At 70.2% G+C, this 22,784-nt stretch carries 19 protein-coding genes; 7 read left to right on the top strand and 12 right to left on the bottom strand.

Going from position 1 to position 22,784, the window contains the following annotated elements; genetic code table 11:
• From MICNX66_RS02025 to MICNX66_RS02000, 6 genes are all read right to left on the bottom strand, one after another.
• Entirely contained in the window at positions 1–1,056 is a 1,056-nt protein-coding gene (locus MICNX66_RS02025; RefSeq protein WP_187663121.1) for a LacI family DNA-binding transcriptional regulator, read from the bottom strand.
• Between the two features lie 3 nt (positions 1,057–1,059).
• Positions 1,060–1,950 (bottom strand): carbohydrate ABC transporter permease, encoded by an 891-nt coding sequence (locus MICNX66_RS02020; protein ID WP_187663120.1) that lies wholly within the window; start codon positions 1,948–1,950, stop codon positions 1,060–1,062.
• A complete protein-coding gene (locus MICNX66_RS02015; protein ID WP_187663119.1) occupies positions 1,943–2,905 on the bottom strand; it encodes a carbohydrate ABC transporter permease in 963 nt (320 codons plus the stop codon). Before MICNX66_RS02015 ends, MICNX66_RS02020 begins: the two co-directional genes overlap by 8 nt.
• Positions 2,906–2,909: 4 nt before the next feature.
• Positions 2,910–4,172, bottom strand: a complete 1,263-nt coding sequence (locus MICNX66_RS02010; RefSeq protein WP_187663118.1) for an ABC transporter substrate-binding protein — start codon at positions 4,170–4,172, stop codon at positions 2,910–2,912.
• A 112-nt stretch (positions 4,173–4,284) separates the two neighbouring features.
• Positions 4,285–4,644 (bottom strand): fluoride efflux transporter FluC, encoded by a 360-nt coding sequence (locus MICNX66_RS02005; RefSeq protein WP_187663117.1) that lies wholly within the window; start codon positions 4,642–4,644, stop codon positions 4,285–4,287.
• Positions 4,641–5,015, bottom strand: a complete 375-nt coding sequence (locus MICNX66_RS02000) for a FluC/FEX family fluoride channel (protein ID WP_232089161.1) — start codon at positions 5,013–5,015, stop codon at positions 4,641–4,643. The genes MICNX66_RS02005 and MICNX66_RS02000 overlap by 4 nt, the downstream gene beginning before the upstream one ends.
• A gap of 86 nt (positions 5,016–5,101) precedes the next feature.
• Here MICNX66_RS02000 and MICNX66_RS01995 point away from each other — a divergent pair, with 86 nt between their 5' ends.
• Entirely contained in the window at positions 5,102–6,631 is a 1,530-nt protein-coding gene (locus tag MICNX66_RS01995) for an FAD-dependent oxidoreductase (protein WP_187663115.1), read from the top strand.
• A gap of 1 nt (position 6,632) precedes the next feature.
• Here MICNX66_RS01995 and MICNX66_RS01990 read toward each other — a convergent pair whose 3' ends face one another.
• The 3 genes from MICNX66_RS01990 to MICNX66_RS01980 all read right to left on the bottom strand — a co-directional run bounded on the left by MICNX66_RS01990 (position 6,633) and on the right by MICNX66_RS01980 (position 8,858).
• Positions 6,633–7,439, bottom strand: coding sequence for a nitroreductase family protein (locus MICNX66_RS01990; RefSeq protein WP_187663114.1), 807 nt, complete (start codon positions 7,437–7,439; stop codon positions 6,633–6,635).
• Between the two features lie 4 nt (positions 7,440–7,443).
• Positions 7,444–7,827, bottom strand: a complete 384-nt coding sequence (locus MICNX66_RS01985) for a hypothetical protein (RefSeq protein WP_187663113.1) — start codon at positions 7,825–7,827, stop codon at positions 7,444–7,446.
• A 113-nt stretch (positions 7,828–7,940) separates the two neighbouring features.
• Positions 7,941–8,858, bottom strand: coding sequence for a MerR family transcriptional regulator (locus tag MICNX66_RS01980; protein WP_187663112.1), 918 nt, complete (start codon positions 8,856–8,858; stop codon positions 7,941–7,943).
• Between the two features lie 220 nt (positions 8,859–9,078).
• Between MICNX66_RS01980 and MICNX66_RS01975 the strand changes: the two genes are divergently transcribed.
• Both MICNX66_RS01975 and MICNX66_RS01970 read left to right on the top strand, forming a co-directional pair.
• Positions 9,079–9,918 (top strand): DUF4097 family beta strand repeat-containing protein, encoded by an 840-nt coding sequence (locus tag MICNX66_RS01975; protein WP_187663111.1) that lies wholly within the window; start codon positions 9,079–9,081, stop codon positions 9,916–9,918.
• Positions 9,915–10,541: a PadR family transcriptional regulator gene (locus MICNX66_RS01970; protein WP_187663110.1), complete on the top strand. Its 627-nt coding sequence runs from the start codon at positions 9,915–9,917 to the stop codon at positions 10,539–10,541. Before MICNX66_RS01975 ends, MICNX66_RS01970 begins: the two co-directional genes overlap by 4 nt.
• A gap of 62 nt (positions 10,542–10,603) precedes the next feature.
• Here the strand turns inward: MICNX66_RS01970 and MICNX66_RS01965 are convergent, their stop codons facing one another.
• Positions 10,604–11,146: a universal stress protein gene (locus MICNX66_RS01965; RefSeq protein WP_187663109.1), complete on the bottom strand. Its 543-nt coding sequence runs from the start codon at positions 11,144–11,146 to the stop codon at positions 10,604–10,606.
• Between the two features lie 149 nt (positions 11,147–11,295).
• Here MICNX66_RS01965 and MICNX66_RS01960 point away from each other — a divergent pair, with 149 nt between their 5' ends.
• The 4 genes from MICNX66_RS01960 to MICNX66_RS01945 all read left to right on the top strand — a co-directional run bounded on the left by MICNX66_RS01960 (position 11,296) and on the right by MICNX66_RS01945 (position 15,072).
• Positions 11,296–11,487 carry a DUF3073 domain-containing protein gene (locus tag MICNX66_RS01960; protein WP_025104705.1) on the top strand — a complete coding sequence of 64 codons (192 nt, stop codon included), beginning with the start codon at positions 11,296–11,298 and terminating at the stop codon, positions 11,485–11,487.
• Positions 11,488–11,777: 290 nt separating this feature from the next.
• Positions 11,778–13,091: an ABC transporter substrate-binding protein gene (locus MICNX66_RS01955; protein WP_187663108.1), complete on the top strand. Its 1,314-nt coding sequence runs from the start codon at positions 11,778–11,780 to the stop codon at positions 13,089–13,091.
• Positions 13,092–13,180: 89 nt separating this feature from the next.
• Complete coding sequence (locus MICNX66_RS01950) at positions 13,181–14,155, top strand: carbohydrate ABC transporter permease (RefSeq protein WP_187663107.1); 975 nt, start codon at positions 13,181–13,183, stop codon at positions 14,153–14,155.
• Positions 14,152–15,072, top strand: coding sequence for a carbohydrate ABC transporter permease (locus MICNX66_RS01945; RefSeq protein ID WP_187663106.1), 921 nt, complete (start codon positions 14,152–14,154; stop codon positions 15,070–15,072). Before MICNX66_RS01950 ends, MICNX66_RS01945 begins: the two co-directional genes overlap by 4 nt.
• A gap of 443 nt (positions 15,073–15,515) precedes the next feature.
• On the opposite strand, the gene MICNX66_RS01940 is transcribed toward MICNX66_RS01945, so the two are convergent.
• Positions 15,516–20,699 carry an endo-alpha-N-acetylgalactosaminidase family protein gene (locus MICNX66_RS01940; protein ID WP_187663105.1) on the bottom strand — a complete coding sequence of 1,728 codons (5,184 nt, stop codon included), beginning with the start codon at positions 20,697–20,699 and terminating at the stop codon, positions 15,516–15,518.
• Positions 20,700–20,884: 185 nt separating this feature from the next.
• Entirely contained in the window at positions 20,885–22,702 is a 1,818-nt protein-coding gene (locus tag MICNX66_RS01935; RefSeq protein ID WP_187663104.1) for a glycoside hydrolase family 35 protein, read from the bottom strand.
• Positions 22,703–22,784: the final 82 nt, after the last annotated feature.

The raw sequence follows: 22,784 nt of genomic DNA, 5'->3' as shown, positions 1-22,784 counted from the left end.
TCAGCGGCCGCGGGCTGCCGGGGCGTCGAGATCGGTCGAGCCGCCGGGGACGAGGGCCCAGGGGAACTCGTGCAGCGCACCGGGTGAGGGGTCGCTCTCGAGCGCCTTCTCGACGATGATCCGCGCCTGCCGCTCGTAGAAGTCCGTCGGGCCGACGGTGGTGAGGGTGGGGGCGATGAGCCGGGCGTCCGGGGTGTTCCCGACGCCGACCACCGCGACGTCGTGAGGCACGCGGAGCCCGAGCATGTGGGCGGCGTTGATCGCGGCGATCGCGGCGAAGTCGGTCGTCGCGTACACGGCGTCCGGGCGGTTCTCCTGCGACAGCAGCTCGATCGCGGCGGTGAAGGCGCTGGCCTGCGTCTCGGCATAGGTCACGGTCCATGCCGGGTCCGGGGAGATGCCGGCCGCCGCGAGCTTCTCGACATACGGCGTGTACCGCGTGACCTGCGTGGCCGCGAGGCGGACGGCGCCCTCCGCGGCGATGCAGCCGATGGCCGCGTGCCGCTCCAGCAGGTGGTCCATCGCGAGCTCGCACCCCGGGATCGCGTCCGAGCGGATGACGTCGAACCCGTCCGGCTCCAGATGCTCCGAGAACACCACGAGCCGCTGGCCGCGCTTGACGAGGTCGCCCAGCCGTCGGGCGTCCTCCTCGTCCAGCCCGACGCCGTCGAGGTATGCCACGTCGCTCTCGACGCGGTCGAGCGCCGCGTGCCAGTCGCCGTCGGCGAGGATCAGCGTCGTGAGCCCGTGCTTGTTCGCCTCGGCGTTCACGGCGTCGGCCACCGCCAGCGACCACGGATCGCTCAGCATGTGGAGGGAGAGCTGCACCATGCCGCTGCGACCGGTGCGGATCGCCCTGGCCGCCGTGTTCGGACGGTAGTTGAGCTCGTCCGCGGCCGCGAGCACCCTGGCCGCGGTCGCTTCGGCCACGCCGGCCCCGCTGGCACCGGCGCGGCCGGAGAAGACGTACGACACGGTCGCGGTCGACACCCCGGCACGTTCGGCCACCATCCGCAGCGTCGGTCGGCGGCTGGGGGCGTGCTCACGCTGTGCCATGTCTCATCCCTTCGTCCCGCTGAACGCGATGCCCTGGATGAACTGCCGCTGCAGGATCATGAACGTCACCAGCATGGGCAGGGTCGCCAGCAGGGCGCCGGCCATGAGCACCGGGTAATCGGTGCCGTGGATGCCGACGAGCTGCGAGAGTCCGACAGACAGCGGCATCTTCGCCGGGTCGGTCGTCACGATCAGCGGCCACAGCAGATCGTTCCAGGACCACAGCACGGTGAACACCACAAGTGCGATGATGCCAGGCTTCGCCAGTGGAACCATGATCCGCCAGAAGGTCTGCCACGGATTCGCCCCGTCGATCCGCGCCGCCTCCTCCAGCTCGGCCGGCATCGAGAGGAAGAACTGGCGCATCAGGAAGGTCCCGAAGGCGCTGAAGATGCCGGGCACGATGAGCGCCTGCAACGTGTTCAGCCAGCCGAGCGCCTGGATGATCTCGTACTGCGGCAGCAGGTAGAGCTGCGAGGGCACCATGAGCACCGAGAGGAACACGACGAACAGGGCGTTCCGGCCGGGGAAGGCGATGCGCGCGAACGCGTAGCCCGCCATGGTGCACAGGGCGACCTGCCCGACCGTGCGGCCGACGGTGAGGAGCACGGAGTTCAGGAACATCTGGCCGAACGGCATCGAGTCGAAGACCTCGGCGAAGTTCGTGAACACCCATTCGCGCGGGAGGAACGACGGCGGCACCTGCACCGAGTCGGACAGCGTCTTGAACGAGGTCAGCAGCTGCCAGACGAACGGGAACACCATGAGTGCGGCGCCGGCGATGAGCACGACGTGCACGATCCACAGTCCGCGGTTCCGGGGCGTGCCGGCCGTCCGCGATAGTGCGGGGGCGGCGCCGACGACCGCGCGGGTGTCGAGGGAGACGTCACTCATAGTGCACCCACTTCTTCTGCAGCCGGAACTGCACGATCGTCAGCACGAGGATGATCAGCAGCAGGAGGAAGGCGACGGCGGCGGCGTACCCGCGGTCGTTGTCGAGGAAACCCGCTTCGTAGAACAGGTAGACGACCGTGCGGGTGTTCGGCATCGCGGGGTTGCTGCGGCCGAGCATCATGTAGATGAGGTCGAACACCTGCAGAGCCCCGATGACGCTGATGACGCTGACGAAGAAGATCGACGGCGACAGCAGCGGGATCGTGATGGAGAAGAACTTCCGCACGGGGCCCGCCCCGTCGAGGTCGGCCGCCTCCATGATCGTGTCCGGGATGCCCTGGAGTCCGGCGAGGAAGATGACGATGTTGGTCCCCAGTCCCGCCCAGATGCCGACGACGGCGATCGCGATCAACGCGGTGTTCGGGTCGGTCAGCCAGCTCCGCCCGTCGATGCCCACCGTGCCGAGGGCGGCGTTCAGGACGCCGTAGTCGCCGTTGTAGATCATGCGCCAGACGAGGGCGATCGCCGCGGGCATGGTGACGACGGGGATGAAGTAGAGGGTGCGGTAGGCGCTGCGGCCCGTGAGGCCGGTGGTGTTCAGCAGCGCGGCGATCCCGACCGCGAGGGGGATGCCGATCAGCGCGATCACCGTGTAGACCGCGGTGTTGCGCAGAGCGCCGAGGAGCTCCGGGTCCTGGAACAGCCGCACGTAGTTCTCGAACCCGATCCACTCGGAGCCGCCGAACGGGCCGGACTTCGTGAAGGAGATGATGAGCGTGCGCACGGTCGGCCACAGGTAGAACACGGCCAGCCCCAGGGCGGTGGGCCCGAGGAAGACGAGGGCCCACCACGGCGAGGCACCGGGTGTCCGGCGCCGCCGCCGGACACCGGAGGACGGGGCCTCCGGTGCCCGCCCGGCGGCGGGGGCGACCGCGCGAGGCGCGAGGACGGTCATCCGGTCACTCCTGCTCGGCGTCCAGCGCGGTCTGCATCTGCGCGGCGAGATCCTGCAGGCCTTCCTTCGGGGAGACCGCTCCGGACCAGACCTGGGACAGCACCTCGCTCTCGATGCTCGTCCACGCGGAGGTGTTCTTCGACACCGGGTACGGGACGGCCGTCTCCAGCGCGTCGATGTAGACCTGCAGGTCGTACTGCGGGAGCGCATCCACCCAGGCCTGCTGCGTGCCGTTGAACGCCGGGATCACGGTCCCGGTCTCGGCCTGGATCTTCGCCGCCTGCTCGCCGCTCGCGAAGGCGGCGAAGTCCTTCGCCTCCTCCACGTGCGCGCTCTTGGCGTTCGCGACGTTCCCGACGCCGTGGATCACGCTCTGATTGCCCTCCGGGCCTGCGGGCAACGGAGCCACGTCGACGCTGTCGCCGATGTCGGCGTTGTCCGCGTAGGCGATGGCGGCCCAGGAGCCGTTCTGGAACATGGCGACCTTGCCCGACAGGAAGAAGTCCTCCGGGTTCGTGTCCGTCATCTGCTGCGCCGTGGGCGAGGAGCCGTCAGCGATGAGGTCGGTCCACAGCTCGACGCCCTCGAGAGCCTCGGGCGAGCCGTAGCCGCTCTCAGTGCCGTCCGCGGAGATGACCTCGCCGCCGGCCTGTGCGATCGAGTTGTAGAAGTTCTCCTGGCCGTACTGGCTCGCGGCGACGCCGAACCGGCCGCTCGCGGGGTCGGTCAGCTTCGCGGCCGCGGTGGTGAAGTCGTCCCAGGTCCAGCCGGCGCTGGGGTACTCCACTCCGGCGGCGTCGAACAGCGTCTTGTTGTACCAGAGCGCGACGGTGTCGAAGTCCTTGGGGGCGCCGTAGAGCGCGTCGTCGTAGGTGTAGAGGTCGACGAGGCCCTGGGGGTAGTCGGAGGCGTCCACGTCGTCGAGCGGCGCGAGCTGGCCGTTCGAGGCGTAGAGCTGGAAGTTCGGCCCGTTCATCCAGAACACGTCGGCGGCCGACCCTCCCGTCACCGCGGTCTGGAGCTTGGTGAAGTACTCCTTGTAGGGCGTGACCTGGATCTCGATCGTGACGTTCGGGTGCTCCTCGGTATAGGCGGCAGCGATGTCCTCCATCGCGGGCTTCTGGTTCTCGTCCCAGATCGCGTAGCTGAGGGTGATCTCGCCGCCCGAGGACTCCCCGGTCGCGGAGGAGGAGCAGGCGGAGAGCGCCAGGACGGCGGCCGCGGAGGCGGCGAGAGCGCCCAGGGCGCGGCGGGAGGTGCGGGGCATCGAGGTCTCCTTTGACGGGTGCACGAGAAGGCGGTGCGCGATGTTAACCGTTTAGCGTTAAACGATTAGCAGTGAGAGTAGCGCGCCGCGTCCGTTCTTCGCAAGCACCGATCTAGAGCGCGGATCCCAGCGCCAGCCCCAGCCCCGCGGCGAGGAGACCGAGCAGGAGCATGCCGAACGCGTCGAACACCGCGGCGCCGCGCTCACCGTCCCGCCACAGCGCGACCGCATCGAGCATCGCGGTGCTGAAGGTCGTGTAGCCCCCGAGCAGGCCCGCGCCGAGCACGAACGCCGCCCCCGGCAGCGCCGTCGTCACGAGCCCCAGCGCGAAGGAGCCGGTGAGGTTGACGGCCAGGATCCCCCACGGGAACCGCCGGCCGACGAGCCGGGCGACACCGAGGTCGAGGAGATAGCGCAGGACGGCGCCGACGCCCCCGGCGAGCGCCGCGGCGAGGAACAGCAGTGGACTCACGTCGCCCCTCCCCGGCGCGGGCGCCCCAGCCGGAGCCCCGCGGACGCCGCGAGGAGGCCGAGGGCGAGGCTGACCGCGGCATACGCGGCGGCGAGGAGCGGTGCCGACGCCCACAGGGCCAGCGTCCCGGTCATGAAGGCGCTGTAGGTCGTGAACCCCCCGAGGACCCCGGTGCCCAGGAGCAGCCGCAGCTCCGCTGAGGCCGGGAGCCGCGCCGCCACGACGCCGATGAGCAGGGCGCCCAGCACGTTGGCCAGTAGCACCGCGAGGGGGAACCCGCCGAGGTCGGGGAGGAGGAGCCCGAGGCCCAGACGCGCCGCCGTCCCCAGCGTGCCGCCGAGCGCGACGAGCAGGACACGACGGAGACTCACGCTGGCCACTGTAGTCGCGCATGACAGCGCGACCGTCGGATGTCAAGGCGTTGGGGCGGGGACGGGGACAGGCGTTGACTGTCGGCATGAAGCCACTCTGGAAGGTCGACCAGGACGCACCCCACGGCACTCCCTTCGATCCCGGCGCGCAGCACGACGTGCTCATCGTGGGGGCAGGCCTCACGGGACTCTCGACCGCGGTGCTCCTGACCCGCGCCGGACTCGACGTCGTCGTCGTCGATGCAGGCGATGTGGCGGAGCTGTCGACGGGCGGCAACACGGGCAAGCTCTCCCTCCTCCAGGGGCAGCAGCTCGCCACGATCCGCAGGCACCATCCGGCCGCGCTCGTCCAGGCGTACGTCGACGCCAACCGTGCCGGCATGGAGTGGCTCACGGGTTTCGCGGACAGCGCCGGCCTCAGCTACACCGAGCGCACCGACCACACCTACGCCCAGGGTCCTGAGGGGCACGAATCGGTGCGGGCCCAGCACGCCGCCGCACGGGAGGCGGGACTGCCGACGCGTCTGCTCACCGCGGGCGAGCTGTCGACGCCGTTCCCCGTCGCGGGCGCGGTCGCACTGGATTCCCAGGTGACGATCGACCCGGTCGCGGTGGCCGACGCGCTCGCGAAGGAGTTCCTCGCGGGCGGTGGCACGCTGCACACCGACGTCCGCGTGACCGGGGCGCATGCCCTCCCGGAGCCTCGGGTCGAGACCACGGCCGGCCCGATGTTCGCCGAGCACATCGTCCTCGCGACGGGGACCCCGATCCTCGACCGCGGTCTGTACTTCTCCAAGGTCGCCGGGATGCGGTCGTACTGCGTCTCGTTCCGGGTCTCCGGCGGGGTGCCGGAGGGGACGTTCATCTCCGCCGACAGCCCCACGCGGTCGATCCGCCCGGTCTCGGCTGCCGACGGTCCGGCGGCCACGGCACAGCTCGTCGTCGGCGGCAACGGGCATCCGGTCGGCCGCTCCGACGGCGAGACCGCCGCGATCGACGATCTCGTCGCCTGGACGCGGCTGCACTTCCCGGACGCGGAGGAGACGCACCGCTGGTCCGCGCAGGACTACCAGTCGCACAACCTCATCCCCTTCGTCGGTGCTCTGCCGCGCGGCCTCGGTCGCATCCGCATCGCCACCGGGTACGCGAAGTGGGGGCTGTCGAACGCGCCCGCCGCAGCCCTGCGGCTCACCGAGGAGATCATCGGGACGAAGCGCAGCGAGCGTCCGTCCTGGATGCTGCGCCTCGGCACCCGTCTGACCGTCCCCGCCGACCTCGCGCGCGGCGCCGTCGAGGGAGCGAAGGTGGCCGCCGCGGCCACGAAGGGCTGGGTCGAGGCCGAGACCACGCCGGTCCCGGTGCCGCAGCCCGCGGAGGGCGAGGGCGTGGTGGCGAACCGCGGCGGCCGCCCGGTCGCCATCTCCACCGTCGACGGCGTGACCCGTGCGGTCAGCGCGGTGTGCCCGCACCTCGGCGGCGTCCTCGACTGGAACGACGCCGAGTGCACATGGGACTGCCCGCTGCACGCGTCGCGGTTCGCCGCGGACGGCACCCGCATCGAGGGGCCTGCTCTGAAGGACCTCGAGCAGATGCCGCGGACGGCCGGCGGCTCCTGACTCAGGACCGGGTCGGCGGGGCGTCCCAACCCTGCTGCGGGCTGTCGCAGTCCTCACGGAACACGTACTGCGACACGAGCTTGCGCTGGCTGCTGGACCAGTCGATCGCCGGGCGGCGCTGCTCCGGCGGCAGGTAGCCCAGCCGGTAGACGGCCATGAGCTCCAGGTCGTCGGGCACCCGCAGCAGCCGCACGATCTCGTCCCAGCGCCCCGGCACCTCCATCGGGAACGAGATGAACTGGATGCCCATGCCCAGCTCGACCGTGGTCAGCCAGACGTTCTCCATGGCCGCGCCCATGCTGAACACGGAGTAGAACGACGACAGCTGCCCCGGCCGGTACTCGCTGCGGTCGAGCATGACGCCGAGCAGGAGGGGCGACCCGGCCACGAGCTTGCGGTTCTCCGCGCCCAGCGTCTTCGGCACCCCGAACGTGTTCATCAGCGTCTGGCCGCGCTTCGTGAACACCTGCGACGTGAAGGGGCGCAGCGGCGCGGGGAGCTTGTCGAACAGCATGCCGCTGCGCTTCTCCTCCATCTCCTCCTGGCTGAAGCGGAAGTAGGGCTTGTACCGCTCGAAGAACGTGCCGTTCGACATCGCCTCGGTCATGCTCTCGCCGGAGATGCGCGCGATCTCGTCGATCGTGTCCCGGTTCTCGATCACGACGAAGCGCCACGGCTGACTGTTGAGCTGCGACGGTGCGCGACCTGCGGCTTCCAGGAGGATGCGCTGGTGCTCCTCGGAGACCGGGTCGGGGAGGAACGCTCCGTTCGTGGTCTTGCGGCGGCGGATGGCGTCGAGGAGTTCCATACGGTCACTTCCGGTCGGAGGGGAGGCGCGAGACCACGAGGCCCGCGAGGACGAAGGGCGCTGCCGTGAGGGCGACGAGCGGGTGCCGCCGGGTGTGCGTCCCGGCGTAGGGGATCGCGGCCAGCGGGACGGCAGCGGGGAGGAGGGCCAGGGCGGCGCGGCGGCTGCGCGGCGTGCGAGTGGCCAGACCGACGACGACGGCGAGTCCGGTCGTCGCGCAGGTCAGGATGTAGAGCGCGTGGTGCACCCAGCGGAAACGACGCGTGTCGATGAGCCGTCCCGCCACCGCAGCCCCGAGGGCGCAGTTCGCCGCATAGGCCGTCGCCGCCGCCGCGAAGACTCCGGACGCGGGGCGGTCGTCGCGCTCGCGCTTCCGTCGCCCCGTCATGGCACGACCCTACGCCCTCCCCTCCTCCCCCGATCCACCCCCTTGCGTACGAGCGGCCCCCTTGAGTACGACCGCACCGGGGTGGGTCGCACGCAAAGGGGCCGCTCGACGGATCAGAGGGCGGCGTCCGCGTAGATGCGGAGCGCGTCGCGGACGAACTCCGCACCCTGCGTGCCGCCCGCGGACGTCGCGTAGTTCGCACCGAAGCGCGGGTCCGCGACGTACATCTCGCCGAGTCCGATGACGTACGCCTTGGCTGCGGCATCCGGCCCCTTCCGGAGGGCGGCGGCCGGAGTGCCGGGGATGCCCGTGAGCCAGGCGACGTGACGACGCGCGAGCTCCTGTGCCTCGGCGGACGCGGGATCGATGCCGCTCTCCGCCGCGGCGATCCAGTCGCGTCCGAGATCGGACACGCGCTGCTGCCAGTCGGCGCGCTCGGCGTCGCTCATCCCGCGCCACCAGCGGTCGCTGTCGGCGTAGGCCTTCGTCCCCCAGCGGTCCTCGACCTCCTGCTTGTACTGCGTGTGGTCGAAGCCGTCGAACATGTTCTCTGCCATGAGGTTCTCACCTCCTCTCAATGCCGTGATGGTGGATTCGACCGACGCGATCTGCCGCGCCAGCCGGGTCTGCTCCTCGCGCAGCAGCGCGAGGTGGGTCTCCAGGGCCGACGCCTCGGCCGCCGCCTGGTTCCCTGAGCCCGCACCCTGGTTCCCTGAGCCCGCACCCTGGGTCCCTGAGCCCGCACCCTGGGTCCCTGAGCCCGCACCCTGGGTCCCTGAGCCCGCACCCTGGGTCCCTGAGCCTGTCGAAGGGCCCAGCACCTCCGCGATCTGCGGCAACCCGAGCCCGAGCTCGCGCAGCAGGAGGATCCGCTGCAGTCGCACGAGCGCCGCCGCGTCATAGTGCCGGTAGCCGTTGGCCGCGATGCGCGACGGCGGCAGCAGCCCGATGTCGTCGTAGTGCCGCAGCGTCCGGCTCGTCGTGCCCGTCAGCCGCGCGATCTCCTGGATCGACCAGTCCCGCGATTCCATCCGCCCTCCCCTTCCGTGTCAGGTCTCCTCCCACCGTAGAAGTTGCCGCTACGTCAAGGTCAACCCCGCCTCCGAATCGCGTGATTGGCTCTATTTCCGGCGGAGATGGGGCCAATCAGGCGATTCGAAGGAGAGAGGGGGGTGTCGGAATCGAGATATATCGTGTTATCGTGACGGCAACACGATATATCGTGAATCCCTCGACACAGGAGAAGCAGACATGACCGAGAAGTGGCTCATCGCCCCCGGCGAGGAACGCGTCATCGACATCGCCTCCGCGACCCGGCTCAAGGTGGGCCTCGTCGGCGGACAGGTCGACGTCATCGCCCACGACGAACCCGGCATCCGGATCGAGGTGCACGGCGTCACCACCAAGGACCTCCGGATCGAATCCCGCGACGGGGAGGTCGAGATCGACCACCCGCAGCTGGGCTGGGACAACTTCCTCGAGGTGTTCCGGAACTTCGGCTCCGGCGGCCCGCGCGCCGAGGTGAGCGTGGCCGTCCCGCGTTCCATCGCCCTGACCCTGGGCGTCGTGAGCGCCGGCGCCCTCGTGTCGGGGATCCGCAACGACACCCGGCTCAACACCGTGTCCGGCGACATCATCGTCGACACCCTCATCGGCGACCTCAGCGTGAACTCCGTCTCCGGCGACGTACAGGTGCGCAACCTCACCGGCTCGATCAACGCCAACAGCGTCTCCGGCGACGTGGCCGTCACCGGAGCGATCCGCAAGGCGACGGTCGACATCGTCTCCGGCTCGACGCTGGTGGACGCCGCAGGCGATGTCAACACGATCACCGTGAACTCGGTCTCCGGCGGCACGACCGTCCGGCTCGACGAGTCCCTCGCGGCGAACTACGTGATCCGCTCGCTCAGCGGTCGTCTCCTCATCGACGGCGTCGAGCGCAGCACCTCCGGCCCGAGCACCTACAACGGCACGTCCGGCGAGCTCGCCGGGCGCTTCGTGGACCTCCGCGCCAACTCCGTCTCCGGAGGGGTGACGGTCCTCCGCCGCGCTCCGCAGACGATCGAGAACGACCCGGAGTGGGAAGCATGAGTCCCGCGGTCTTCTCCCACGGCGATCTGCGCCTGTACCTGCTGTCGCTGCTCGCGGAGTCCCCGCAGCACGGCTACGGCATCATCCAGTCCCTCACGGACCGCACCGGCGGGACGTACACCCCGAGCGCCGGCACGATCTACCCGCGCCTCGCGAAGCTCGAGGAGGAGGGACTCGTCACCAAGACGGTCGACGGACGCACCACGATCTACGCGATCACCGAGGCCGGGCGCGCCGAGCTCGCCTCCCGCGAGAACGACCTCGCCGACATCGAGGCGGGCATCACCGACACCGTCCGCCTCATCGCCAACGAGGTGCGCCAGAGCGTACAGGAGGCGATGAAGAGCCTCCGCGCCGATCTGGCGACGGCCACCAAGGATGACCGGGCGGCGGCGAAGTCGCGGCCCCGCACCGCGAGCGAGGATGCGCGGCTGACCAGCCGCGAGGAGCTGCACCGCGCCGACGCCGTCGTGAACGCCTTCCGCGCACGGGTCCGCACCGACCTGCGCACCCATGTCGCGAAGGGCGGCGTCCTCCCGGCGTCGGTGGTCACCGACCTCGAGAACGCGCTGGATCAGGCCGCCCGCACCGTGACGGTCGCGCTGAGCCAGCCGGACTCCTGAGCCTCCATCACACAGCACGAGGCCCCGCCGACATCCATCGGCGGGGCCTCGTCGCGTCCGGGTCACTCCGGCCAGATCTCCTTTTGCTCGTCCGGTACCGACTCCCCCAGGGGCACGACGAGCACCGGACGGTGCTGGCGATGAGCCAGCCGGGCGGCCACGGAGCCGGTGAAGAACTCCCGGATCGACTCGCCGATGCCGCGCTTGCGGGTGCCGACCACGATGAGCTGGGCGTCGAGCTTGTTGGCGAGCTGCTTGATGGCCAGGGCCGGGTCGCCGACGAGCTGTCGCGCCGTCCAGGTGACCCCCTTCCCGGCGAGGATCGTGGCAGCCGCGGCCTCGACGGCCTCGAACTCGGCGGCGCCCGCGTCGAAGTTGATGTCGATGGGGGCGGAGTGCACGTAGCCGTCCGGATCCTCGTAGGTGACGAAGCGCGTGATGTCGACGTGGGCGACCACGAGCGGAGCGTTCAGCAGCCGGGCGAACCGCACGGCCTCATCGAGAACGTGCGGGTCCTGGTCGAGCTGCATCCCGACGATGACAGCCTTCTGCAGAGCGGCGTTCTGCGTGGCCTCGTCGGACGGAGTGGAGGTGCTGTCGGTCATGGAGATCGCTCCCTTCGCCGGCCTGGCCGCGGCCAGGGTCTGTTCCCCGCGTGCTATCCTGAATGCTACTCTTACCGGCCTCGAGCCGGTGTCGTGAATGACTCGGGCGCCTGTCTGCCCGCAGCTTAACTCGTGAGGGGGTCTCAGGCATGGGCCGTGGCCGTCAGAAGGCGAAGCACACAAAGATCGCCCGCGAACTCAAGGCGTACAGTCCGTCGGTGAACTACTCGGCGCTGGAGCGCGAGCTCGCGCACTCGAGCGACTCCGACGAAGACGCCTACGTCGACAAGTGGGCCGACGAGTACGCGGACGAGGACGAAGACGAACTAGAGAAGGCATAGCCCCTCGGTTCGAAACACCCGCACGGCTCGTGCGGGTGTTTCGTCGTTCCCGGGCGGCGATGCGACGCCCCGGTCGCTCGTCCCGACCGCGCGGCCTGCCGCCGGAAAGAGGAGGCCCCCGCGATGTCAGCGCTCCCTCAAGGGCAGGATAATCCGACGCAATTCCGCTGATCCGCGTCTTGTGAGCGCAAACATTTTCTGATTTGATGTGCATGTGATCGACGGCGCACCCTCGCCGCGTCCCGGCTTCGGGCGATTCGCAGGAACATGACCTCAAAGAGGAGAACAGCATGGCACCCACCTCACGCACCCCCCGCGTCGCCGCGGTCGTCGCCCTCGGCGCGGTGTCGGCGTTCGGACTCGCGGCCTGCGCCCCGGCCGCCTCCGGGGGCGGCGACGCCGGCGGAGAGCCCGTCACCATCGAGTACATGCACCGCCTCCCCGACGGCGAGGGCATGACCACGGTCGCCGAGATCGTCGACCGCTGGAACGAGGAGCACCCCGACATCCAGGTCAAGGCCACGAAGTTCGACGGCAAGGCCAGCGACATGATCCTCAAGCTCGAGACCGACATCAAGGCCGGGAACGGCCCGTGCCTCGCGCAGACCGGATACTCCGAGGTGCCCCAGCTCTACGTGAAGGGTCTGCTGGAGGACGTCGCCACGGAGGCCGAGAAGTACGAGGACCACTACTCGGCCGGAGCGTTCAGCGGCATGCGGGTCGGCGACGCCATCGTGGGCCTCCCGCAGGACACCGGACCCCTCGTCTACTTCTACAACACCGCCGAGTTCGAGGCGCTCGGCCTCGACGCCCCGGCGACGCTCGACGACCTGACCGCCGCCTCCGCCACGGCCGCCGCCGCCGGCAAGTTCGTCACGGCGTTCACACCGGACGAGGCGCAGAACTGGCTCTCCGGACAGGCTGCCGCCGCCGGTGACACCTGGTTCTCCACGGAGGGCGAGGAGTGGAAGGTGGATGCCGAGGGTGCGGGCTCCGAGCGGGTCGCCGCCTTCTGGCAGGGCCTGCTCGACGGCAAGCAGACACTCGCGACCGAGCGCTGGGGTGAAGGGTTCACGGCGGCGCTGAACAACGGCAGCCTCATCGGCCACGTCGGCGCGGCCTGGGAGGCCGGCTTCCTCCTCGACTCCCTGGACGGCACTCCGGCCGAGGGGCAGTGGCGCGTCGCCCAGCTCCCCGACTTCGGCGCCGGGGCGATGAGCGGCCCCGACGGCGGGTCCGGCGTCTCGGTCATGAAGGGCTGCGAGAACCCCGCGGCCGCCATGGAGTTCAACGACTGGTTCAACACGCAGGTCGACGACCTCGCTTCCCAGGGCCTCGTCGTCGCGGCGAAGGGCGAGGTGGAGACGCCGGAGAAGATGCTGCGTCAGTTCGGCGGCCAGGACGTGCTGGCCGAGCTCGGCACGGCCACCGAGAACCTCAACCCCGACTTCCCGTACGCCCCCGGCTTTTCGACCCTGGCGAACATGAACGAGACGGCCGCCGCGGCTGCCGCCGGCACCGCCACGGTCGCGGACATCTTCACGACGGCGCAGGACACGGCCGTGGCGTCGCTGAAGGACCTCGGCCTCCCGGTCGCGGAATGACCGGACCGGACGGCATCATCGGATGAACGACGGCGGAGTGCACGGGCGATCGTGCACTCCGCCGTCGTCGTGAGAGCGAGAGGCACATCATGGCCACAGTGACCGAGACGAGGGCAGCGGCGCCGCTCCCTCCCGCGCGCCGTCCCGTCGCCCCGTCGACCCGTCGATCGCGGATCCGAAGAGAGGGACTGACCGGGTGGCTGTTCATGGCGCCGTTCGCGCTGCTGTTCGCCGTCGTCTTCCTCATCCCCATCATCGTGTCGGTCCGGTCGGCGTTCTTCGCGCAGGTGCCCGCCGGCGGCGGCCTGTACGGCGGGGGCGAGCTCGTCGACACCTTCGTCGGCCTCGACAACTTCGCGGCGGCGGCGACCGACGGCGCCTTCTGGGCCGGCATGGGACGGGTCGTGCTCTACGCGGCGTTCCAGATCCCGGTGATGATCATCGCGGCCCTCGCCCTGGCTCTGCTGCTGGACTCGTTCATCGTGCGCCGCCCCGCCCTGTTCCGCCTCGCCTTCTTCCTCCCGTACGCGATCCCCGGCATCATCGCGGCGATGATGTGGCTCTACCTCTACACGCCCGAGGTGTCGCCCTTCCTGCCGTATCTGCCGGAGGGGACCGACCTCATGTCGCCGCAGACGATCCTCTTCTCGATGGCGAACATGACGACGTGGACCTACACGGGCTACAACATGCTCATCTTCCTCAGCGCCCTGCAGGCCATCCCCCGCGACCTCTACGAGGCCGCCCGTCTGGACGGTGCGACGGGATTCCAGATCGCGACCCGCATCAAGGTGCCGCTCGTGCGCGGTGCCGCGCTGCTGGCGGTGCTGCTGTCGATCATCGGCACCATCCAGCTGTTCAACGAGCCGGTCATCCTGGAGGCCGCGAACTCCTGGATGGGCAAGGACTTCACGCCGATGATGCTCACCTACAACACGATGATGGGCGAGCTGTCGCCGTCGGGCAGCGGTCCGGCGTCGGCGTACTCGCTGCTCATGGCCGGGATCGCGGGCGTGCTCGCGATCGTGTACGCACTGCTCCAGCGGCGGAAGGGCGACGCATGACCACCACACGACTCGTCACCGTGACCCCGCCGACGAAGCGGCGCTCTCGTAGGCCGCAGGCGGCGGACGCCCCTCCTCCGTCCATCGCCCCGGGTCCCGCGGCCCGCACGTTCGGCATCATCGCCCTCGTCGTCGCGACGCTGTACTTCCTCGTGCCGGTGTTCTGGCTCGTAGTGGCCTCGACGAAGAACAACACCGACCTCACCTCGACGTTCGGATTCTGGTTCGCCGAGCCGAACCTCGCCGCCAACTACGACAGCCTCATGGGCTGGACCCAGGGGCTGTTCTGGCGCTGGGTCGGCAACTCCCTGTTCTACTCGCTCAGCGCCGGGATCATCGGCACGCTGTTCGCCGTGATGGCCGGCTACGCGATCGCCAAGTTCGCCTTCCCCGGGAAGAAGCTCGCGGTCGGCATCATCATGGCGGGGCTCCTCCTGCCCGTCGCCCTACTCACGGTGCCGCTGTACATCGAGTTCCAGGCGCTCGGCCTCACGAACACCGTGTGGGCGATCATCATCCCCTCGGCGGTCTCGCCGTTCGGCGTCTTCCTCGGCATGGTCTACGCGCAGTCGTCGGTGCCGACGGAGCTGCTGGAGGCCGCCCGCATCGACGGCGCCGGTGAGGCCCGGATCTTCTTCACGATCGTGCTGCGGCTGCTCGGCCCCGCGATGGTGACGATCTTCCTGTTCATCTTCGTGGCCACGTGGAACAACTTCCTCCTCCCGCTCATGATGATCTCCAGCCCCGACCTCAAGCCGGTCACGCTCGGCCTCTACGGCATGATGAGCTACTTCTCCCCCGACAAGGGCGCCGTCATGCTCGGGGCGCTGCTCGGCGTGATCCCGCTCATCGCCCTGTTCTTCACGCTGCAGAAGTACTGGCGCTCCGGTCTCGCCGCCGGCGCCGTCAAGGGCTAGGCACCTCGACCGCGCACAGACCGGAGGCCGCCCGCGCGAGCCTCCGGTCGTGCGTGAGGAGGGGGCAGCAGGAACTCGTCCTCCATCCGCGCCTGCAGGACTCGGGTCGACATTCCGGTGCAGACCAGGTCGACGACGATCGCGGTGTCGACGACGATCACCGCCCGGCGCACCCCTCGTGCACCGCGGCGACGATGCTCTCCGGGGTGAGCGTCCTCGCTCCTGCGCTCGCGCGGTGAGCACGGAATGCACGCCGGGGTCGAGATCGCGGATGAGTACGTTCGGCATGTGCGGCTCCTTTCGTGGCTACCCCTCGAGTATCGGGGACCGGAGGCACGCTCTCCGGCCTCGGAACCGCAACCCGTGGAGAACCGGCAAACTCCCCGCCGCGTGCAGAAGAGGCCCGGGGCGAACCCCGGGCCTCTCGTGTGCAGCAGAGGTACTCAGCTGCGTCGCCGTCGCCAGAGCCCCGCACCGAGGGCGCTCAGGGCGAGCGCACCGACGGTGACCGCCAGCCACGTCATCCCCTCCGCACCCGTCGTGGCCAGCGCCCCGCCACCGGCCGTCGCCGCGGCGGTGACCGCGAGATCCGCACGAGCGAGCTCGGCGCCCTCGGTGTCCGTCGCCACGAGCGCATGGGCGCCCGCGGGTGTGGCCGCCGGGATGGTGACGGTCGCGACCGCACTGCCGTCGGCGGCGATCGTCACCTCGCCCACCCTGACCGGTTCCGAGTGGAGCCAGAGCTGCACGACGGACTCGGAGTCGAAGCCGCGGAGCTGCACGCGGAGGGAGTCTCCGGCCGCCGCGGTGCCGACCGACGGGGTGAGGACCGGCACCTTCGCCGGCTTCGCCTTCTTGACCTTGAGGGCCGCACCGGCCACCTCCGCACCGGAGGCGTCCTTGACGAGGAAGCGGTGCTTCCCGACCGTCGCATCCGCGGGGATGAGGACCCGGGTGGTCAGCGCGCCGTGCGCATCGACCGTCGCGTCCGCGAGCCGCACGCCGTCCAGCCAGAACGAGACGGCGGCGTCGGGCGCGAAGCCCGAGAGCACGGCCTCGACCGTCTCCCCTGCCCGCACGGAATCCGCGCCGAGCGTCACCGCAGGATCGGTCTCCGGAGCGCAGACCCCGAGGTCGTCCTCGGGTCGCGCCTCCGGTGCGTGCCCCGCCTGCGGGGCGGTGGTGCCGTACACCGCCATCTCCGCCACGGCCGCGAACGGCGTGCCCGAGATCGACGAGGTCGCCGTCACCCGAACGTATCGCGCGGTCGTCGCCGCGAAGTCGACGTCCTGCCACTCCGCGACGTTCTTCCACTCCCCCGCGGCCACGTCGGTGAAGGTCTGCCCGTCGGTGGAGACCGCGACCTGGAAGCCCTTGATGGGGCCGTTCTGGTTCGCGCCGCGACGCAGATAGGAGATGCCGTCGACCGTCTCCTCGGAACCGAGGTCGAACGTCAGCACGTGCGGATACGCGGCGGCGTCAGTGCTCCAGCGGCTGTGCCAGAACGTCCCGGCGTTACCGTCGAGCATGTTCGCCGCCGTGCCGTCCTCACCCGCGGTCTCCTCGGAGCTCGCGGTCGCGGTGATCTGCGCGTTCGGGATGCGGGCGCGGGACGCGACAGCGGCCTCCTGCGCGGTCTGCACGGTCCGCACGTCGCAGTCGACGAGGTAGGTGGCCGCGATGCCGATGCTCACCGGCGAGCCCGCGGCCGACGCCGGTGCCGTCAGCAGCCAGTCCGTCGTCACGCTCTCGCCGGGGGCGACCTTCGTGAACAGGTTCGAGGAGCCGTCCGCGACCTCGACGGTGTAGCCCTCCGGGAGGTCGAGCTGCACGCCGACGTTCTCCGCCAGGATGTCCTCGCTGTTGGTGAAGGTCGTGGTGAAGGGTGTCTGCGCCCCGGGGCTCAGGGTCACGGCCTCGCCGGCGACGGTGGCGCACGGGGTGCCTCCGTCCGTCGGGCCGAGGTCCGTCACCGTGAAATCGTCGAGGACGAAGTCGACGTCGGGCCCGCCGACGCGCTCCAGACCGACCCAGGTGTAGTCGCCGCAGCCCACGATCACGTCCTCGCGGAACGCGGTGGTCTCCAGCGCCTGCACGACAGGGGTGCGACGCAGGGTCGTCGAGGAGATCTCCCCGTCGATCACGGCGTCCGTACCGGTCAGCCAGCGGTACGCTCCGCTCGCTCCGGCCTGGTAGTCGAACCCGATGCGATAGGTGTGCCCGGCCTGCAGCGGGACGAGCGTGGGGTCGGTCCGGTAGACGACGCCGGAGTTCTCGGAGTGCGACATCAGCGAGTGCTCACCGGTGAGGGTGGAGTCCACCGCGAGGCCCGCGGTGGCTCCGGTGTCGAACGGCTTGGCCGTGTTGCGCCAGTCGCTGCTCGTGTACGGGTCGTGCCGACGCGAGATGCTCGTACGCGGGTCGTCGATGCCGTTGGCGTCACCCTTCACGAACGGGCCCCACCCGGGCTGGTTGCCCTCGAAGTCGTTCGAGTACACGGTGCCCGCGGCGGTCGGCGCCGTCGTGTCCGCCATCACCCTGGCGTTGTCGACTCGCACCGCCGCGTCACCGGCGACCGCCGAGACCGAGACGATCACTTCGCCGGAGGCCGGGGCGAGGAACGACACCGATCCGCGCTGGTAGTACTGCCCGGCCTTGGAGTCGGCGCGCATGTAGTTGTATGTCGGCGAGAGGTTCCAGGTGCGGCTGACGACGCCGGCGCCGGTGTCGACCGCGACGCTCACGTCGCGCGTGGCCGTCGGATCGATCTGCACCTGCGCGGAGAACGCGTAGCGCTTCCCGGGGGTGAGGCCGGTGACGGTCTGCGAGATCGCGGACGCGGATGAGCCGAACACCGCGATGTTGTCGCCCCGTGAGGCGTTCTTCGCCGCGCCGAGGTCCGTGCGCTCGATGGTCACGTCGCCCCGCGGGTTCCAGCCGTCCAGCGACCCCGAGTTGAACCCGGGATCGGCCAGGCCCGCGTCGCGGTACTCGATCGCCGCCCGCTGCGCCCCACCCTGGGGCACGACGACGTAAGCCGCCCCCTTCTCGCCGGAGAGCGTCAGCTTCCCGTCGACCGCGGTGACGGTGTCCACCTTCTCGCGCCCCTGGTCGCCGAGTGCGAACACGTCGAAGGTCGTGTTGCCGCGGAAGGCATCCGTGAGCCCGAATGTCTTCTCACCGCCGGAGGCCGTGAAGAAGTACATCTTGTCCGCGTCGACGGGCGAACCCGACTCGGCGCTCGACTCCAGTGACTGCCACGGCAGCAGGTAGGAGTCGCCCCGCAGGACGGTCGCGCCGTCCATCGTGATGACGCGGGTACCACCGTCGATCCGGACCGTCACGTCGTCGGTGAAGGTCGCCTCGGCCCCCGCCGCGTACGTCTGCAGGTCGAAGTGCTGCAGGAACTTCGTCGGCAGGCTCTGCGACCAGATGTTGCCGATGAAGCCGTCCCAGTTGCGGTTGCCCACCCAGCCCTCGGCATCGACGAGACGCTGCTGGCCCAGCAGGGCGTCGTCGTTCCAGACGTCCGCCTGCGCGTTCTGGATGAACCGCACCATGGTGGAGTTGATGCCCTTGTTGTCCTTGCCGCCGTAGGCGAGGTCGTTCGGCCAGTGCGACCAGACCGTGCTGTCGACGAACTTGTCGCCCCACTCGGTCGCGACCTCGAGGTCCATGGCGTTCAGCTCGTCCGCGAGCTCCTCGGCCACCCAGCCGTTGGAGTAGTACACGTCGATGTAGACGCCGCTGAGCCCCGGCACCTCGTCCCGCAGCTGCTGGAAGCGGTCGAGCACGCGTCCGGTGCCGAGATCGGTCTGCTGATCGATGTAGTACGACTGGTCGAGCCAGTTCCAGCCGGGCTTGTACGGCGGTGTGCCGTCGAGGATCGCCGCGTCGAACGCGTCCGCCTGCGGATAGATCTCGGTGGCGTTGACGTGCACGCTCATGTCGGCGTTGAGCTTCGCCCCCTCGTCGACGAGACGGTTGAGGTCGGCGAGGCCGCCCGCGCGCTCGTTGTAGTTCCCGCCGTAGTCGGTGTTCGCGGAGTCGTGTCCTTCGCTGCCGAAGCCCTTGTTGAGCACCCACTGTCCGAGGCCGTCGGTCTGGTTCGCGATGCGCTTGGTGTTGTCGAGCACGAGGTCGAAGTAGTTCGTGGCGCTCGAGGCGAAGTTGAACGGGATGCGGCTGATCACGCGGTCGGCGACCCGGTCGGCACCGAGGCGCGGGGCGTCGACCTCCCGGTAGCGGATCGCGGCGTCCTGCCAGTCCACGGTCTCGTCGCCGTTGCGATCGGCGGTGAGGAGCACCGTGACCTTAGGAAGGGCGTAGGTCGTCACCCGGCTGTCGACGGCGGTAGTCGGATGGATGAGCCAGGTGTTCGAGCCGATCTCCGCGGTCCGGCCGTCGGCCGCGGTCACCCGCGTCGTGAGCCGGGTGTTCCATGAGGCGGTGCCGCCGGAGGCCTGCGTCGTCGCGTTAGTGATCACGCTGCCGGCGAGGGTCCCGTCGCCGAGGAAGGCGAAGGCCGCGCCCTTCGTCCCGGTGGCGGTCGCGGGCCCCACAGCGATGTGCTCATCGGCGTTGGTCGTGCTGTTCGGGCTGATCACGGTGCGGTCGAGGACGGCGCCGTCCGCGGCCGTCGCGGAGAGGAAGGCGTTGTCGGGGAGCGCCAGGGTGTTCACCGCAGCGGAGCCGTCGACTCCGGTCACGGCGAACTCGACCGTGCCATTCGCCGCGACGCGGATGCTGCTGCGCACCGTGACGTCGATGCCGGTCAGGGCCGAGACGTAGTCGACGCCGGTCGCCGTCGCCGTGGACGTGGTGGTCGACGCATAGGCGGTGCCGTTGACCGCCCAGGTGCGCGGGGAGCCCTTCTGGCCGCCGAGGCGCTCATCGCCCACGCGGTAGCCGAGGATCTGCGGGAACGCGGAGGAGACGGTGGCCGTGGTGCCGCCCGCGGCGATCTCGACGGTGTCCCCGGGCTCCGGCTGCTCCGGCGTCTCCGGCTCGGTCACGATCGGCGGGAGCTCCTCGTCGGAGAGCACCTGGATCTCGCCGGCGCCGCCGCCCGTGGTGCCCTGCGCGTCGATGATGAGGAGGGCGACGTACCGGCCGTCCTTCGCGGTCTCCAGCGTGATGCGCTGCTTCTCGTCGTTCGCGGTGGGCGCGTGCAGCGTCGCGGCCGCGGCGGCGGCGCCCCATCCCCCGTCGGCGGGCGAGGTGCGCGCGGCGTCGGCGTCATCCGTGACGTACACCTCGACGGTCTTCGCCGCGACGCTCTGCCCGCGCTTGACCGAATAGTCCAGCGCCTTCACCGAGAGGGGCCGCTGCAGATCGAGCGCGATCCAGTGCGGGAAGGGGGCGTTGGCCGAGTACCGCGACGTCCACTGGGTCGAGTAGTCGCCGTCGAAGGCGCCGAGAGCCGTGCCGTCGAGCGAAGGCGGCGCCGGATACGGATCGGCTTCGCTGGACACCGCGTGCAGCCGGTAGTCCGCGTGCGGGACGGGGACGAGATCGGCGGCCTGCGCCGCGGTCGCAGGGAGGAGCGCTCCGCCGAGCGCGAGAGCCGTCGCCAGCAGGGAACTGACAGCGACGGCGGTGCGCGGCGGTCGGGAAGGTGTCGACACGTCTTGCCTCTCGAACGGTGCGACGGCCGGAGGAAGGGACGCCCCGGTGCGTCGCAGATGGATCATCGATCGAAACCGATGTTTGCGCTATCACCGTAGAGCGAGCTTGTAGCTTAAGACAAGAGTCGAACGTCAAGTATGCGCAAACATTGGCCGAAGGTCACCACCCGAGGCCCGAGTGCGGCTCAGGAGCCGATGAACTCCTCGGTCTCCCCGAAGGACGGCGCCTCCCGGATCTCCACGGTCGCACCGAGGCCGTCGGTGTCGAGCACCACGATCTCGTTGCGCCCGGTACGCCACAACGGCGCGGGGGCGTAGAGCGTCTCCTGCGGGCCCACGCTCCAGTAGCGTCCGAGCAGGAATCCGTTCAGCCACACCAGGCCCTTGCCGCCACCGGGGAAGGCGAGCCACGCGTCCAGGGGTTCGGCGACGTCCAGCGCGGCGACGGCGAGGCCGTCCACCCCGCCCACGGCAGCGGCGTCCACCGCCGGTGCCGTCTGCGGCAGGAGGCGATGCGTCCAGCCGTTCACGAGACGGCGGCCGATCATCACGCCGCGCATGATGCCCTTGCCCTCGCCGGTGTACGGCCCGTAGTTGATGCGCCCGAGGCTCTCGACGACGAGCGCCAGCCGACCGGAACCGCCGTCCACCGGGAGAGCGAGGGACGTCTCGCCGTCCCGCTCGAGCACACCGAGGCGGCGGTCGTCGAGGAAGACGACCGCACGATCGTGCAGGCCGTCGACGGTCAGTGTCGCCTCGTCCGGGAACGACACGTCGGCCTCGTAGGCCACGAGGCCGTCCTCCGCTCCGAGCTGCTCGAAGGTCAGCGGGCGCGGCGAGAGCCCGCCCGCGGCAGGGGTCGCCCGGACCACGTCGAGCAGGCTCGCTCGCCGCTCCAGAGGCGCGGAGGTCGCGGACTGCCGCCGCGGCTGGTCGGGCACGGGCGGCAGTCCGTCGGCGTGGAAGGGGGCGAAGAGCGCGCGAAGCGCATGGAACTTCTCCCCGAGCGTGCCGTCCTCGCCGATCGGGGCATCGGAGTCGTAGCTGGTCACCGTGGGCTGCAGCACGAGGTCGTGGTTCGCACCGTTCCACAGGCCGAAGTTGGTGCCCCCGTGCGCCATGTAGAGGCTGACCGAGCCGCCCTCGTCGAGGAGCTCCCGGATCGTCCCGCCCATGCTCTCCGCCGAACGCACGTGGTGCCGCTCGCCCCAGTGGTCGAACCAGCCGCCCCAGAGCTCGCTGCACATGAGCGCCTCCCCGTGCCGACGCAGGGAGGCCGCCACCGGCACCCCGGTGCCGAACGTGAACGTCGTCATCGCACCCGGCACGCTCCCGTGCGCGATCATGTCCGGAGTGATCCCGTCCGCGGTCGTCAGCATCTCCACCATGCCCCGTCGCCGGAGCCCGTCACGCAGGTGGGCGAGGTAGGCGGCGTCGCTGCCGAACGATCCGTACTCGTTCTCGATCTGGATCGCCACGATCGGCCCGCCGTAGGCCGCCTGCAGGGGCACGAGCCGCGGGAGCAGCGCGTCGTACCAGGCGTCGACGGCGGCGAGGAACGCGGGATCGCTCGTCCGCAGCGCCGAGACCCTGCCGGTGAGCCAGAAGGGCAGCCCGCCGTTGGACCACTCCGCGCAGATGTAGGGGCTCGGTCGGAGGAAGACGTCGAGGCCGACCTCGCCGGCCAGCCGCACGAAGCGCTCGACGTCGCGCCAGCCGTCGAAGCGGATGTCCCCCTCGACCCGCTCGTGGAAGTTCCAGGCGACGTAGGTGTCGACCGTGTTCGCGCCCATCGCGGCGAGCCGGCGCAGGCGGTCCTCCCACTGGTCGGGGTGGACGCGGAAGTAGTGGATCGAGCCCGACAGGATGCGGTGGGGCACACCGTCGCGGAGGATCTCCCCCTCGCGCCAGGACAGGGCGGGAGCGCCGGAGGCAGCGGCGTCTGCCGGCGCGGCGACGGCGGTGGTCGAGCCGTCGGAAGCCGCGGCGAGAAGGTCGGACATTGCACTCCCAGCTGAATTGTTTGCGTTCACATTATCGCATCGCCGAGGTCCGTGCTCCCTGGTTTTCCGCCGATGGATCGCT

The organism is Microbacterium sp. Nx66 (assembly GCF_904066215.1).
In the GTDB taxonomy this organism is placed as follows: domain Bacteria; phylum Actinomycetota; class Actinomycetes; order Actinomycetales; family Microbacteriaceae; genus Microbacterium; species Microbacterium meiriae.
Note: the sequence above shows the minus strand (reverse complement) of the source record. Positions and strands in the feature narration are given on the sequence as shown.

Bases quoted from the DNA above. Each gene is read 5' to 3' on its own strand.
- MICNX66_RS01965 (WP_187663109.1), bottom strand. From the start codon at position 11,146: ATGACCGACAGCACCTCCACTCCGTCCGACGAGGCCACGCAGAACGCC.
- MICNX66_RS01985 (WP_187663113.1), bottom strand. From the start codon at position 7,827: ATGACGGGGCGACGGAAGCGCGAGCGCGACGACCGCCCCGCGTCCGGA.
- MICNX66_RS01960 (WP_025104705.1), top strand. From the start codon at position 11,296: ATGGGCCGTGGCCGTCAGAAGGCGAAGCACACAAAGATCGCCCGCGAA.
- MICNX66_RS01995 (WP_187663115.1), top strand. From the start codon at position 5,102: ATGAAGCCACTCTGGAAGGTCGACCAGGACGCACCCCACGGCACTCCC.
- MICNX66_RS01970 (WP_187663110.1), top strand. From the start codon at position 9,915: ATGAGTCCCGCGGTCTTCTCCCACGGCGATCTGCGCCTGTACCTGCTG.
- MICNX66_RS01935 (WP_187663104.1), bottom strand. From the start codon at position 22,702: ATGTCCGACCTTCTCGCCGCGGCTTCCGACGGCTCGACCACCGCCGTC.
- MICNX66_RS01975 (WP_187663111.1), top strand. From the start codon at position 9,079: ATGACCGAGAAGTGGCTCATCGCCCCCGGCGAGGAACGCGTCATCGAC.
- MICNX66_RS02015 (WP_187663119.1), bottom strand. From the start codon at position 2,905: ATGACCGTCCTCGCGCCTCGCGCGGTCGCCCCCGCCGCCGGGCGGGCA.
- MICNX66_RS01945 (WP_187663106.1), top strand. From the start codon at position 14,152: ATGACCACCACACGACTCGTCACCGTGACCCCGCCGACGAAGCGGCGC.
- MICNX66_RS02025 (WP_187663121.1), bottom strand. From the start codon at position 1,056: ATGGCACAGCGTGAGCACGCCCCCAGCCGCCGACCGACGCTGCGGATG.
- MICNX66_RS01980 (WP_187663112.1), bottom strand. From the start codon at position 8,858: ATGGAATCGCGGGACTGGTCGATCCAGGAGATCGCGCGGCTGACGGGC.
- MICNX66_RS01990 (WP_187663114.1), bottom strand. From the start codon at position 7,439: ATGGAACTCCTCGACGCCATCCGCCGCCGCAAGACCACGAACGGAGCG.
- MICNX66_RS02010 (WP_187663118.1), bottom strand. From the start codon at position 4,172: ATGCCCCGCACCTCCCGCCGCGCCCTGGGCGCTCTCGCCGCCTCCGCG.
- MICNX66_RS01950 (WP_187663107.1), top strand. From the start codon at position 13,181: ATGGCCACAGTGACCGAGACGAGGGCAGCGGCGCCGCTCCCTCCCGCG.
- MICNX66_RS02020 (WP_187663120.1), bottom strand. From the start codon at position 1,950: ATGAGTGACGTCTCCCTCGACACCCGCGCGGTCGTCGGCGCCGCCCCC.
- MICNX66_RS01955 (WP_187663108.1), top strand. From the start codon at position 11,778: ATGGCACCCACCTCACGCACCCCCCGCGTCGCCGCGGTCGTCGCCCTC.